The organism is Saccharopolyspora erythraea NRRL 2338, assembly GCF_000062885.1.
Lineage (GTDB): Bacteria > Actinomycetota > Actinomycetes > Mycobacteriales > Pseudonocardiaceae > Saccharopolyspora_D > Saccharopolyspora_D erythraea.
Window position 1 is genome coordinate 3400340 of the sequence record NC_009142.1, and the last position, 13972, is coordinate 3414311.

Here is a 13972-nt window from a genome sequence, read left to right on the forward strand (position 1 = left end):
GAGGTCGGCGAAGCGGAAATGGGCGTCCCTCCGTTCTGGTGCGGCCGCACGAATCGGCAGCGGTCGGTGATTCGCCGGGCAGCCTGTTCACGGCACGGTTCGGCCGCGGGTGGGATTGGCGACCGCCGACAATACCCGAAATTCCGGCCGGATCGCGTCGGCGGATCGGAAATCCGGAATTTGACATCGCGCGGCGATTCTGTTCCAAGTCCCGCTCTGCCAGGGTCTTTCGTTGCGGTCGGGGGAGGTGCCGGCCTGCCCAAGTCGGCGAAGAATGATTTCCTGACAGTCGCCCAGCCGGGTTGTCAAGTGGATCGGAGAAAACAGGTCGAGGCGAATTCCATCCCGAAGGTTCGCCGAGTACCGAAAACCGCACAGTCACCGTGGTGCGCCGTTGGCCGGAGTGCTCCCGCGGATCCCGCGATTAGGAACACGGCCTCGCGGGTAGTCCGCGAAGGCACCGGCTGACCGCTACGACCACCACGAGAAAACGGGTGCGCTGATGGAAGCTGAGATCACCCTGGACGTCGACGGCGAACGGCACCGCATCACAGCGGACACGCGCACGACGGTGCTCGACGCCTTCCGCGACCACCTGGGCATCACCTCGGCCAAGAAGGGCTGCGACCACGGGCAGTGCGGAGCGTGCACGGTGCTCGCCGACGGAAGGCGGGTCACCACGTGCCTGTCGCTGGCCGTGGCCAACCAGGACGTGCGGTTCACGACCGCGCAGGGACTGGCGCGCGACGGCGGGCACCCCGTGCAGCAGGCGTTCGTGGACCACGACGCCTTCCAGTGCGGTTACTGCACGCCCGGCCAGGTCTGCTCCGCGGTCGGCGTGCTCGACGAGTTCGGCCGGGGCTGGCCCAGCGCCGCCACATCCGACGTCAGCGCCGAGCCGGAGCTCGACGACGAGGAGATCCGCGAGCGCATGAGCGGCAACCTCTGCCGGTGCGGCGCCTACACCGGCATCGTCGCGGCGATCGGCGAAGTGGGAGGCAGGCGGTGAACCCCTTCGACTACCAGCGCGCCGAGGACGCCGACAGCGCGGTGGCGGCGGTCGCGGGCCGCCCGGCGGCGGCCTTCCTCGGCGGCGGCACGAACCTGGTGGACCACATGAAGCTCGGCATCGCCAGCCCGGAGCTGCTGGTGGACGTCACCCGCCTCCCGCTGGGCGGTGTCGAACCGCTGGCGGACGGCGGGGTGCGCGTCGGGGCCGGGGTGCGCAACAGCGACCTCGCCGCCGACCCGCTGATCCGCGAACGCTACCCGGTGCTCTCGCAGGCCCTGCTGTCCGGCGCGTCGGGGCAGCTGCGCAACCTCGCCACCACCGGCGGGAACCTGTTGCAGCGCACCAGGTGCGTCTACTTCCAGGACGTCACCACGCGGTGCAACAAGCGCGAGCCGGGGTCGGGCTGCTCGGCGGTCGGCGGCTGGAACCGCTACCACGCCGTCCTGGGGGCGTCCGACCAGTGCGTCGCGGTGCATCCCTCCGACATGGCGGTCGCCCTGTGCGCGCTGGACGCGGTGGTCCGCGTGCAGGGGCCGGGCGGGCACCGCGGCATCCCGGTCGTCGGCTTCCACCGGCTGCCCGGGGACGAACCCGACCGCGACACCGTCCTCGAGCACGGCGAGCTGATCACCTCGGTCGACCTGCCGGAGCTGCCGATGGCGACACGATCGAAGTACCGCAAGGTGCGCGACCGGGCGTCCTACGCGTTCGCGCTCGTCTCGGTGGCCGCCGCGCTCGACGTCGCCGACGGACGGGTGCGCGAGGCCCGCATCGCCTTCGGCGGGCTGGCGCACAAGCCGTGGCGCGCCACCCGAGCCGAGGAGGCGCTGCGCGGAGAACCCGCGACTGCACAGGCCTTCGCCGCCGCCGCCGCCGACGCCGAGCTCGCCGACGCCCGCCCCCTGCCCGGGAACGGGTTCAAGGTGCCGATGGCCCGGTCGGCACTGGTCTCGACGCTCAGCGAACTGGCCGGGGAGGAAGCGTGACCGATCTGCTGCGACCGCGAGCCATGGGCGTCGACGTGGCCAGGCTGGAGGGCTGGGCGAAGGTCACCGGCACCGCGCCCTACGCCTACGAGCACCCGGTGGAGAACCCCGCGCACGCGCACGCGTTGCAGGCGAGCATCGCGCGCGGCCGGATCACCGGTATCGACACCGCCGCCGCCCGCGAGCTGCCCGGCGTGCTCGCCGTGCTCACCCACGACAACGCCCCGGCGCTGGCGTCCACCGAGGACGGAGAGCTTGCGATCCTGCAGTCCGGCGAGGTGCACTACCGGGGCCAGCTCATCGGTGCGGTCATCGCCGAGAACCCGGAGATCGCCCGGCACGCCGCCGCGCTCGTGCGCGTGGACTACGAGCAGGCCGACCACGACGCCGAGTTCTCAGCCGAGCGCGACGACCTCTACACGCCGGAGCAGGTGAACCCCGCGTTCGCCACCGACACCTCGCAGGGCGACCTGGAGACCGCGTTCGAGTCGGCGCCGGTGCGGGTCGACGAGACCTACACCACGCCGATGGAGCACAACAACCCGATGGAGCCGCACACGACGGTCGCGGTGCGCGCCGACGGCGGGCTCACGCTCTACGACTCCACGCAGGGCGCGCACACCGTGCGCCAAGTGATGGCGAAGCTGTTCGGCCTCGACCGGGAGCGGGTCCGGGTCGTCTCGACCCACGTCGGCGGCGGCTTCGGCTCCAAGGGGCTGCCGCACTCCCACGTCGTACTCGCCGCGATGGCCGCCGGACTGGTGGAGGGCAGGCCGGTGAAGCTGGCGCTGACCCGCCGGCAGATGTTCTCCCTGACCGGCCACCGCACACCCACCGTGCAGCGGCTCCGGCTCGGCGCCGACCGCGACGGCAGGTTGACGGCCATCGCCCACGACGTCATCGAGCAGAGCTCGAAGGTCAAGATCTTCGCCGAGCAGAGCGCAGAACCCAGCCGGCACATGTACGCGGCGGGCAACCGCCGCACCACGCACCGGCTCGCGCTGCTCGACGTGCCGGTGCCGTCGTGGATGCGCGCTCCCGGGGAGTGCCCGGGCATGTTCGCCGGTGAGGTGGCGATGGACGAGCTCGCCGTCGCCTGCGGCCTCGACCCGATCGAACTGCGCCTGCGAAACGAACCCGAGACCGACCCCGAGTCGGGCAAGCCGTACTCCAGCCGCAACCTGGTGGCGTGCCTGCGCGAGGGCGCGCGCCGCTTCGGCTGGCAGGACCGCGATCCGGCGCCCGGGGTGCGCCGGGAGGACGGGTGGCTGGTCGGAACCGGTGTCGCGAGCTCGGTGTACCCGGCGAACGTGTTCCCCGGATCGGCGGCGGCGATCCGCCGCACCGCCGACGGCTACCAGGTCAGCATCGGTGCCGCCGACATCGGAACCGGCACGTGGACGGCGCTGAGCCAGATCGCCGCCGACGCGCTCGGCGTCGGGCTGGAGGAGATCGACCTGCGCATGGGCGACACGGACCTGCCCCACGCGACCGTCGCGGGCGGTTCCTCCGGGCTGTCGAGCTGGGGCTCGGCGGTGGTGGACGCGGCCGCGGTGTTCCGGGAGAAGTTCGGCACCGACCCCTCGGAGGGCGACGAGTCGGAGGGGACCGTGCCGGACAACCCCGACCGCGAGCGCTACGAGATGAAGGCGTTCGGCGCCCAGTTCGCCGAGGTGCGCGTCCGGGAGGACACCGGTGAGATCCGGGTGCCCCGCATGCTCGGGGTGTTCGCCGCTGGGCGCATCGTCAACCCCCGCACCGCGCGCTCGCAGTTCATCGGCGGCATGACCATGGGCATCTCCATGGCGCTGCACGAGCGGAGCGTTATGGACCCCCGGTTCGGGCACGTGGTCAACCACGACCTCGCCGAGTACCACGTGGCCACCAACGCCGATGTGCACCGCATCGACGTGCACTGGCTCGACGAGCACGACCCGCACGTGAACCCCGTGGGCACCAAGGGGATCGGCGAGATAGGCATCGTGGGAGCGGCCGCCGCCGTGGCCAACGCCGCCTACCACGCCACCGGCGTCCGGGTGCGCGAGCTGCCGATCACGCCGGAGAAGTTCCTCGGCTGAGGCGGGGCGACGCGGCCGTGCGGAAGACCTGCGAGCCGACGGCGCCTGCGGCGTGTAGAGTGGGCTCGGTCGTATTTCTGAGTTCGTGTTCGCAAGCACGCTCGCAGATGCCGATGCGGGCGAGCTGCTTTCCCTGGCGTAGCTGGAGTTGGCCGCCGTCTGAGATCAGCGGGCCCGGGCCGCGCGCCGCGTGCGCCCGACGTATTCCCAGCTCCCGGAGGAGAAGACATGGCACAGGGAACCGTGAAGTGGTTCAACGCGGAAAAGGGCTTCGGCTTCATCGCGCCGGATGACGGTGGTCCGGACGTGTTCGTGCACTACTCGGCGATCGACGCGGGAGGCTTCCGCAGCCTCGAGGAGGACCAGCGGGTGAACTACGAGGTCACCCAGGGGCCCAAGGGTCCGCAGGCCGCCAGCGTGCGCGTCTGATCCCGACTCGCTTCACCCGGTGGCTCCTCACCCGATCGGGGTGAGGAGCCACCGGTGTTTCCGGAGGCCGGTCCCACCTCCCCGTACCGGTGATTCGGGTCTGTGCCGAACCGCCTCGCTGGACTTGCCGTGTCCGTGCGGGCACGCTGGGTGAGCCCGGTCCGGGCGGCGGCGCCCGGACGTCGCCAGCCCGCGAGCCGCAGGGGGACCGCGATGACCTCCGACCGCATCCCGGCCGAGGAGCGGGCCGATCTCGACGCCACCGCGGAGCGCCTGCGCGCCGGCGGCGTGTCGATGGTCGAGACGTCCTTCGTGGACAACGCCGGGGTGGTGAGGGTCAAGTCGGTGCCCCTGGACCGGCTCGGTTTCGCCGCGCGCTACGGCATCGGGGTCTCGCCCTGCTTCGAGACGTTCTGCTTCGACGACGTGATGGTGCTGGGCCGCCACCTCGGCGGTCCGGACGGCGACCTGCGGTTGATCCCCGACCTCGACCGGCTCGTGCCGCTGGCCGCCCAGCCCGGCTGGGCGTGGGCGCCCGCCGACAAGTTCGTGCAGGAGGGTCCGCGCTTCGCAGCCTGCCAGCGGGCCTTCGCCGCGTCGCAGGCGGAGGCGTTGCAGGCGCGCGGCCTGCGGGTGCTCGCGGCCTTCGAGCACGAGTGGGCGCTGGGCGCGGGCGGTGTCGAGGACTTCGTCCCGGCGGTGACGGGCTCGGCGTACGGACAGCCGCGGCTGGAGGTGGTCGCCGACTACGCCCGCGACCTCGTCGACGCGCTGCACGCGCAGAATCTCGTCGTGCACCAGTTCCACCCCGAGTACACCACCGGTCAGCTCGAGCTCTCCGTCGCCGCGACCGATCCGGTGGCGGCCGCCGACGACGCCGTCCTGGTCCGCCACACCGTCCGCCAGGTGTCGCTGCGCCACGGTTGGCGCGCGAGCTTCGCGCCGTGCGTGGTCCCCGGCGTGCCGGGTTCCGGCGCGCACCTGCACTTGTCGCTGCGCGACGAGCAGGGCAGCCTCTTCCACGGCGGGGACGGTCCGCACGGGCTGCGTCGCGAGGGCGAGGCGTTCCTGGCCGGGGTGCTGGCCGAACTGCCCGCGCTGCAAGCCGTCGGGGCCGGGAACCCGGCCAGTTACCTGCGGCTGCAGCCCTCCCGGTGGGCCGGGGTGTGGCAGGTGTGGGGACGCGAGGCGCGGGAAGCCGCGATCCGCCTGGTGCTCGGCGTGACCGGCACCGGCGACTGGGCGGCCAACGCGGAGGTCAAGTGCTTCGACGCCACCGCGAACCCGTACCTGGTCGTCGGTGCCGTACTCGCGGCGGGCGCGCAGGGGATGCGCGCCGGGCTCCGGCTCCCCGCGGAGGTCTCCGGCGATCCGGTCTTGCTGCCGGAGGAGCAGCAGCCGGCGCGGCTGCCGACCAGCCCGCTCGCCGCGGCCGACGCGTTGGAAGGCTCGCGAGTGCTGGCCGAGGCGATGGGAGAAGCTCTGCACGACGCCGTGGTGACGGTCCGGCGCGGCGAGGGCGAGCGCTTCGCCGAGGCCGAGCCCGCCGAGCTCGTCTCCCTGACCCGCTGGCGCTGGTAGGAGCCGCGGTGCTCAACGACGACGTCCCGCTGCTCGACCAGCACTGCCACGGGGTGCGGACCGCCGACCTGGACCGGCACGAGTTCGAGCTGCTGATGACCGAAGCGGAGCGGCTCGGCCGGGACCGCAGCCCGTTCGACTCGATGCTCGGCGTGTCGTTGCGGCGGCTGTGCGCACCGGTGCTCGGATTGGACCCGCACGCCGAAGCCGGCGACTACCTGGCGCGACGCACCGAACTCGGCTGGCTCACCGCGACCCGGCGGCTGCTGGGCACGTCGGGTACCAGGACGTGGCTGGTGGACACCGGTCTCACGGCCCTGCCGCTCACGTCCCCCGCCGAGTTCGCGGTGCTCGCCGACGGGCAGGCACGCGAAGTGGTGCGGCTGGAGGCGGTGGCCGAACGGGTCGCGGCAGGCGGAGTCGCGGCGGCGGACCTGGCCGACGCGGTGGAGCGTGAGCTGCGAGCACGTGCGGTGAGCGCGGCCGGGTTCAAGAGCATCGCCGCCTACCGCGGTGGTCTGGCCCTGCCCGGACGGCGTCCGGACGCCGCGAGCGTCGTCAGGGCGGCTTCGCGGTGGCTCTCCAGCGGCCGCGGCCGCCTCGACGATCGCGACCTGCTGGCGTGGCTCGCGCACGTGGGTGCCGAGATCGGCGCGGAGCTGGGCCTGCCGCTGCAGTTCCACACCGGCTTCGGCGATCCCGACCTGCACCTGCGCGAGGCCGATCCGCTGGCGCTGACCGACTTCCTACGGTCCACGTCCGGAACCGGGGCGACCGTCGTCCTGCTGCACTGCTGGCCGCACCATCGCAACGCCGCCTACCTCGCCCACGTCTTCGACCACGTGCTCGTCGACCTCGGCCTGACCATCCCGCACGTCGGCGCCCGAGCCGGGGCGGTGCTGGCCGAGACCCTGGAAATCGCGCCCTGGCGCGCGGTGTGCTTCTCCTCCGACGGCTACGGCCTGCCCGAACTGCACCACCTCGGCGCGGCGCTGTGGCGCGAACGGTGCGGGCGCCTGGTCGACGAGTGGCTCGCCGACGACGTGCTCACCACGCGCGACGCGGAACGGCTGGTCACCGGCATCGCCGGTGCGAACGCGGCGCGCGCGTACGGCCTCGACTGGCCGCAGGCCTGACCGGCCTGGGGGAGCTGCCGGAGACCCTCCCCGCCGGGCCAGGCCCGGGGGGCGCACCGCGTCCGCTGGACCGTCCCGTTCGGCGGTGCTCCGGCAGCTGGCGGATGGTTCCGGCCGCACGCGCGCTGGTGGCCAGGGCGATCAAGGCGGAGATCCACCGCCGCGCCGTCGCAGAGTACGCGCGCTCGCTGTCCCGCTGGGAGCCGTCGGCGCAGATCCCAGCGGTCGCTCTCCAACCGGATGCCGACCGGCCGCGCCTTCGAGAGCGACGCGGTGCCGGTCGACCTCGACGGCGAGCAGTCGCGCAGGCTGTTCCTGTTCATCGACCGGCTCCCGCTCTCGACCCTGCGCGGCGCGCCGCGCTCGCCGCGGTCACGGCAAAGCAGCGCGAACGGTTGAGCACGACCCTGCGCGCCGCGCAGCTTCCACGACCGCGGAGTGAGCCCGCGTCCGCTGGACCGTCGGTCACACCGCGCTCGTCTCGCCCTGCCGCGCCGGCACTTCGCCGCCGCTGGCCCAGGCCAGCGCCGGCACTTCGCCGCCGCTGGCCTGGGCCAGCGACAGCCCCTTGGTCTCCTCGGCCCACAGCACGCAGGCGAGCAGCCCGACCAACGTGATCGCGGTGCCGATGTACATGGTGGTCGAGGTGCCCAGGCTCTCCAGCGACAGCGGCACCAGGTAGGTGCCGACGGCGGCACCGATCCGGCTCAGCGCGACGGCCAGGCCGACCGCCGACGCGCGGATCGTGGTGGGGAACAGCTCGTTGGGGTAGAGCCATTCCAGGATTCCCGGGGCGCCGGCGAAGAAGGCGTAGAGGCTGAAGCAGACGATCACGGCGACGACCGGGGCCGTGGGCCACCAGCCCAGCACCGCGAGCGGGACGGCCATCAGCGCGAAGGACCAGATGATGGTGCGCCTGCGCCCTGCCGTCTCCAGCAGCCGCATCGCGGGCACGCAGCCGAGCAGGAACAGCGCACTGATCAGCGCGGAGCCGAGGTTGCTGAGGTTCTGCGAGTCCAGCCCGAACGCGGCCAGCATCTGCGGCCCGAACAGGTACATCGCCCACATCGGGATGACCTGGCAGGTGTAGAAGACCGACACGAACACCGCGCGGCGCAGGTAGATGCCCCGGAACAGCTCGCGGAGCCCGCCGCGTTCGACGGTGGCCCGCTCGCGCGAGGCGATGAGGTCGTCGGCGGTGACCGGTACCCGCAGCACCCGGTGCACCAGCGCCGCCGCCTCCTCGGCGCGTCCCTGGTCGACCAGCCAGCGCGGCGACTCCGGTGTCCCGTGCCGCAGGACGAGCACGACCGCGCTCACCACCGCCGCGCTGCCCAGCACCCAGCGCCACCCGCCGGGGCCGGCGACCTCGGTGATGGCGAACCCGACCACGTAGGACAGCAGGGCGCCGAAGTACCAGGCGATGATCACACCGCCCAGCGCGCGCGCCCGCTGCGCGCGGGGGAACCACTCCGCGAGCAGGGCGGTGGCGATGGGGTAGTCGGCCCCGACGGCGAAACCGACGACGAACCGCAGCACGACGAGCTGCCACGCCTCGGTGACGAACACGCACAGCACCGACGCGACGAGCAGGACGGCGAGGTCGATGGTGTACATCGAACGGCGTCCGAGGCGGTCGGTCAGCGGGCCGATGGTCAGCCCGCCCAGGAACATGCCGACCAGGGCGACCACCCCGACCAGGGCCGAGGACGTCGTGCTCAGCCGCATCTCGTCGGTGATGCCGACCAGGGCGACGCCGATGATGCTCAGCAGGTACCCGTCCAGCAGCGGTCCTCCGCAACAGGCGACGAGCAGCTTGCGGTGGAACCCGCTCACGGGTGCCTCTTCGATTGCGTCGAGTTTCATCAGTCTTCCTCCCGTTGTCCCGCGCGCACCACGAATGCGCGGGTCGGTCCCGGAAATCGCCGCGCCGATAGCGGATCGGCGGCACCTCCGTGTGCCGAATCCGGTTCTGCGACGCGCACGTGGGCGCGGAAACGGTGCGGTGGTCAGGAAATCTCGTCGTCCACCCGCGTGTAGCGGGAAATTCCCGGAGAAATCCGGCGGATCGTTTCCGCAGAGAATAGTTGTCGGCGAGTACGCGGACCACAGTTCGCGCGGTGCCGGCCGAGACCGGTTTTCGATATGTGCGATAGAACCGCGCTATCCCGCGACGTCAGCCGCGGCGGCGGTCGGCGGAACCGCGACCCGCCCGCGACATCACCAGGCGGACGAACTCGCCCGCGGCAGGCGAGAGCGGCCCGCGGCGCCAGAAGAGCACCCCGCGCCGGATGACCCTGGGCCGCAGCGGGAGCACGGCCGCCCCGCGCTCGGCGGCGTCGCGGGCCAGCGAGCGGGGCAGCAGCGTCGCGCCCGCGCCGGCCAGCACCAGCGGCACGACCATGGCCTGGTGCGCCGTCTCGACCGCCACGCGCGGACTCGCGCCCTGCGCGCTGACCGTGTGCTCGATGACCTCGCGGGTCGCGGTGCCCTCCGGCGTGGTGACCCAGTCCAGCTCGGCCAGCTCGGCCACGCCCAGCCGGGTGCGCTCGGCCGGGGCCGAGCCCGCCGGGAGCACGGCGAAGATCTCGCGGCCCTCCAGCACGATGTTCTCCAGGTCGCCGACGGCGTCCACGGTGGAGTCGGCCATGCCGAGCTCGCACTCACCGGTGCGCACCGAGCCGGTGACGTCGGAGCCGAGCTCGGGGTCCGACACCCGCACCGCCACCTTCGGGTGACTGCGCAGGAAAGCGCCGAGCAGTTCGGCGAGCGGGTCGACGGCCAGCGTCGTCTGCGCGACGATGTCCAGCCGCCCGGCCGCCAGGCCGAGCACCCGGCGCACCGAGTCGGTGGCGGTGCTGAGGTCGCGCATGACCTGCCTGGCCGGCTCCACCAGCGCCTCGCCCGCGGTGGTGAGCGCGACGCCGTGCGGCAGCCGGTGGAAGACCTTGCCGCCGAGCTTGTTCTCCAGCGCGCCGATGGCGTGCGACAGCGACGGCTGGGCCACGTGCAGCGCCTGGGCCGCGGCGGTGAAGCTGCCGCTCTCGGCGATGGCCAGGAAGTACTCCAGTTCCCTGCGCTCCATGCCGCATCCCTCCCGGCGTCGGCCGCCTCACGCGTCCAGGGCACAACGGAACCCAGTATTGCCGGTGGTGGAGTCGGGTGTGAGCCCCTGGCGCGCCGACACCCGGTAGCGGCGGCAGTAGGAGTCGTGGCACAGGTACGAGCCGCCGCGGGCGCTGCGGCGCGTCCGGTCGCCGGGGTCGAACCAGTCGGCGCACCACTCCCACACGTTGCCCGTGGTGTTGTGCAGCCCGAAGCCGTTGGGCGGGAACGCGTCGACCGGGCAGGTGCCGAGCCAGCCGTCGGCGAAGGTGTTGCGCCGCGGGAACTCGCCCTGCCAGACGTTCATCAGGTGCCGCCCGCCCGGCTCCAGCTCGTCGCCCCACGGGAACGCCCGGCCGGCCAGGCCGCCGCGGGCGGCGTACTCCCACTCGGCCTCGGTCGGCAGCCGCAGCCCGGCCCAGGCGCAGTAGGCGCGGGCGTCGGACCAGGACACGTGCACGACGGGGTGGTCACCGCGCTGGTCCACATCGGACCCCGGTCCCTCGGGCCGGCGCCAGTCGGCGCCCTCGACCTGACGCCACCACGGCGTCGCCGCCACACCGCGGGTGGGCGGGAAGTCGTCGGGCAGCAGACCGCCGAAGACGAACGACCATCCCCACCGCTCGGCCTCGGTGCGGTAGCCGGTGGCCGCGACGAACTCGCCGAACTCCACGTTGGACACCGCGGTGCGGCTGATGCGGAACGCCTCCAGCCGCACCGCGCGGACCGGCCCCTCCCCGTCCTCGGGGTAGGCGTGCGCGTCCTCGCTTCCCATCAGGAACTCGCCACCGTCCAGCAGCACCAGGTCGCCCGCACGGCGCGGGGGATCGCAGGTCTCGACGGCGTCCACCTCCACCGGCCGCGCCGCCCGGCCGGTCGGCGGCGCGCAACAGGACTTCTGCTCCTGCTCAGTCATGGGCGGCCTTGAACCGGCTGCGCTCGCGTTCGGTGCCCACGTCGTCGCAGAGGTCGTCGCCGAGGTCGACGCGGACCCACCGCAGGGTGCCGGTGAACCTGTTGTCCACCACGGGATAGTCGTCGGTGACCGGGGAGGCTCGGTCGCAGCCGATGTCGAAGGTCTCGTCGAAGGCGAAGTAGTACGGGATGGTCCTGGGCACCACCACCTCTCCCACCTGCTTGCCGTCGACGTGCAGCGTGGCGGTGCCTCCCTTGCCGACTCCGCCGCCGTCGTAAGCGAAGTCCATCCGCACCTCGTGCGTCCCGGGCGCGAGCGGTTCGCGCGCCCGCGCGGTGTGCACCTCCAGGCCGAAGTAGTTGTAGGCGTAGCAGAACCGGCCTTCGTGGAAGTAGACCGACCAGCCGCCGAATCGTCCACCCTGGGCGACGAGCACCCCTTCCGCGCCACCGTCGGGGATCTCGACCTCGGCGGTGATGGTGTGCGAGCGGTTCTTGACGTTGGGCGCGGTTTCTTCGGTCAGTCGCTTGGCCCCGGCGTGGAAGGTGACCGCGCGGCGCTCGCCCATGAGGTCGAGCCGCCCGGCCTCGCGGGGGTTCTCGCGCTCGGTCATCCGGTCGTCGAGCGGGAAGACGTTGTATTTGGCGGCCTCGACGAGGAAGAGTTGCTTGAGCTCGTTGAGCCGGCCCGGGTGCTCGGCCGAGACGTCGCGCGCCTGGGTCCAGTCCACCGTGGTGTCGTAGAGCTCCCATTCGTCGTCGTCGAAGTAGCGGCGTTGCTCGCCCTGCACCATCTCCCACGGGGTGCCGTGGCGGGTCACCGCCATCCAGCCGTCGTGGTAGATGCCGCGGTTGCCGACCATCTCGAAGTACTGCAGGCGGTGGCGGTCCGGCGCGTCGGCGGCGTTGAAGCTGTAGAGCATGCTGGTGCCCTCGATGGGCTTCTGGGCGATGCCGTCGACCTCCGAGGGCTGCGGGATGCCCGCCGCTTCCAGCACGGTCGGCACGATGTCGATCACGTGGTGGAACTGCTGGCGGATGCCGGCGCGCTCCTCGATGCCGCGCGGCCAGTGCACCACCATGCCGTCGCGGGTGCCGCCGAAGTGCGAGGCGACCTGCTTGGTCCACTGGTAGGGCGTGTTCATCGCCAGCGCCCAGCCCACCGGGTAGTGCGCGTGGGTCGTGGCGTCGCCGAGCGCGTCGAGGTTGTCGAGGATGAACTCGGGGCTGTCGGGGATGCCGCTGGCGAAGCGGTGCTCGTTGAGCGTGCCGCCCAAGCCGCCCTCGGCCGACGCGCCGTTGTCGCCGAGGATGTAGATGAACAGGGTGTCCTCCAGCGCGTCGAGCTCCTCGAGCGCGTCGACGAGGCGGCCGACCTGGTCGTCGGTGTGCTCGGCGAACCCGGCGTAGAGCTCCATGAGCGCCGCGGCCGAGCGCTGCTCGGTCTCCGACAGCTCGTCCCAGTGCGGCACGCCGTCGGCCCACGGCGCCAGCTCGGCGTCCTGCGGCACCACGCCCAGCTCCTTCTGCCTGCGCAGCGTGATCTCGCGCTGGGCGTCCCAGCCGTGGTCGAACTTCCCGCGGTAGCGCTCCCGGTACTCGCGGGGGACGTGGTAGGGCGCGTGGGTCGCGCCGAAGGGCAGGTACACGAAGAAGGGGTTGTCGGGCTTGAGGCTGCGCTGGTCGCGCACCCAGTCGATCGCGTGGTCGACCAGGTCCTCCGACAGGTGGTAGCCGTCCTCCGGGCGCCGCGACGGCTCCACCGGGGTCGTGCCGTCGAACAGCACCGGGTACCAGTGGTTCATCTCGGCGCACAGGAAGCCGTAGAACTTCTCGAAGCCCTCGCCGGTGGGCCAGCGGTCGAACGGGCCCGCCGCGCTGACGTCGCGGGCGGGGGTCTGGTGCCACTTGCCGAACGCCGCGGTGTTGTAGCCGTTGCCGCGCAGGACCTGGGCCAGGGTGGCCGCGCTGCGCGGGCGGATCCCGTTGTAGCCGGGCGCGGAGCTGGCCATCTCGGTGGTCACGCCCATGCCGACCGAGTGGTGGTTGCGCCCGGTCAGCAGCGCCTGGCGGGTGGGCGAGCAGATCGCGGTGACGTGGAAGCGGCTGTAGCGCAGGCCGCCCGCTGCGAGCCGGTCCGCGGTCGGCATCCGGCACGGGCCGCCGAAGGTGCTCGGTGCGCCGAAGCCCATGTCGTCCAAGAGCACGACCACGACGTTCGGGGCGCCCCGCGGTGGCCGCACCGGCTGCACCGGTTCGAAGGGCGGGTCCTGCTCGTGCACGTCCAGGGACGTGGCGGTGGGCACGACGGCATCGGGAATCGGGAGACGTTCGCGGGGGATGTCCGCGTCGCCCATGTCGACCTCCTGGACGGTGTTCGAGGCGGTTCGCCGCGGCGACCTCCGGGCGCGCGCCACCGAGCGCGGAATTCGCTGGTTTCCCGCGCCGGAATGAATTGCGTGCGTGGTCTGATCGCCGTTGTCCGGCGGGTCCGCGTCGCCGGTGTTCAGGTACGGCAGCGAATGCTAGTGCCTGGACCGGGCGGTGCAAGCAATGCTGCCGCGACGACCTGGTCCGCGCGGGCAGCGGGATTCGGTTATGGGCAGGTCAGAAAGCCGTCTTCGGTCGCGCAGACGGATTTCGAATCAGGCCCATAGAAGGTGTCTATGGGGCTTCGCCGGTCCTCTTCGTTGATTTCGCCGACGGCGGTGGGAGCCGCCGGTAGGCTGA

At 72.3% G+C, this 13972-nt stretch carries 11 protein-coding genes; 7 read left to right on the forward strand and 4 right to left on the reverse strand.

The window, feature by feature from the left end:
* Nucleotides 1–502: 502 nt before the first annotated feature.
* The 7 genes from SACE_RS14995 to SACE_RS38310 all read left to right on the forward strand — a co-directional run bounded on the left by SACE_RS14995 (nt 503) and on the right by SACE_RS38310 (nt 7621).
* Nucleotides 503–1009, forward strand: coding sequence for a 2Fe-2S iron-sulfur cluster-binding protein (locus SACE_RS14995; protein WP_009945335.1), 507 nt, complete (start codon nt 503–505; stop codon nt 1007–1009).
* The gene (locus SACE_RS15000; protein WP_009945332.1) at nt 1006–1998 is read left to right on the forward strand and encodes an FAD binding domain-containing protein; all 993 of its coding nucleotides are present in this window, start codon (nt 1006–1008) and stop codon (nt 1996–1998) included. The genes SACE_RS14995 and SACE_RS15000 overlap by 4 nt, the downstream gene beginning before the upstream one ends.
* Nucleotides 1995–4076, forward strand: coding sequence for a xanthine dehydrogenase family protein molybdopterin-binding subunit (locus SACE_RS15005; protein WP_009945331.1), 2082 nt, complete (start codon nt 1995–1997; stop codon nt 4074–4076). Before SACE_RS15000 ends, SACE_RS15005 begins: the two co-directional genes overlap by 4 nt.
* A gap of 228 nt (nt 4077–4304) precedes the next feature.
* Complete coding sequence (locus tag SACE_RS15010; protein WP_009945330.1) at nt 4305–4505, forward strand: cold-shock protein; 201 nt, start codon at nt 4305–4307, stop codon at nt 4503–4505.
* Between the two features lie 213 nt (nt 4506–4718).
* Complete coding sequence (locus SACE_RS15015) at nt 4719–6086, forward strand: type I glutamate--ammonia ligase (protein WP_009945329.1); 1368 nt, start codon at nt 4719–4721, stop codon at nt 6084–6086.
* Nucleotides 6087–6094: 8 nt separating this feature from the next.
* Nucleotides 6095–7222, forward strand: a complete 1128-nt coding sequence (locus SACE_RS15020; protein WP_009945327.1) for an amidohydrolase family protein — start codon at nt 6095–6097, stop codon at nt 7220–7222.
* Nucleotides 7223–7462: 240 nt separating this feature from the next.
* Nucleotides 7463–7621: a hypothetical protein gene (locus tag SACE_RS38310; RefSeq protein WP_009945325.1), complete on the forward strand. Its 159-nt coding sequence runs from the start codon at nt 7463–7465 to the stop codon at nt 7619–7621.
* Between the two features lie 66 nt (nt 7622–7687).
* Here the strand turns inward: SACE_RS38310 and SACE_RS15025 are convergent, their stop codons facing one another.
* The 4 genes from SACE_RS15025 to SACE_RS15040 form a co-directional block, all read right to left on the reverse strand.
* Nucleotides 7688–9088: an MFS transporter gene (locus SACE_RS15025; protein WP_009945323.1), complete on the reverse strand. Its 1401-nt coding sequence runs from the start codon at nt 9086–9088 to the stop codon at nt 7688–7690.
* A 310-nt stretch (nt 9089–9398) separates the two neighbouring features.
* A complete protein-coding gene (locus SACE_RS15030; protein ID WP_009945321.1) occupies nt 9399–10307 on the reverse strand; it encodes a LysR family transcriptional regulator in 909 nt (302 codons plus the stop codon).
* A 27-nt stretch (nt 10308–10334) separates the two neighbouring features.
* On the reverse strand, nt 10335–11243 hold the full coding sequence (locus SACE_RS15035) for a formylglycine-generating enzyme family protein (protein ID WP_173401309.1): 909 nt from the start codon (nt 11241–11243) through the stop codon (nt 10335–10337).
* Nucleotides 11236–13599 carry an arylsulfatase gene (locus SACE_RS15040; protein ID WP_011873931.1) on the reverse strand — a complete coding sequence of 788 codons (2364 nt, stop codon included), beginning with the start codon at nt 13597–13599 and terminating at the stop codon, nt 11236–11238. Before SACE_RS15040 ends, SACE_RS15035 begins: the two co-directional genes overlap by 8 nt.
* Nucleotides 13600–13972: the final 373 nt, after the last annotated feature.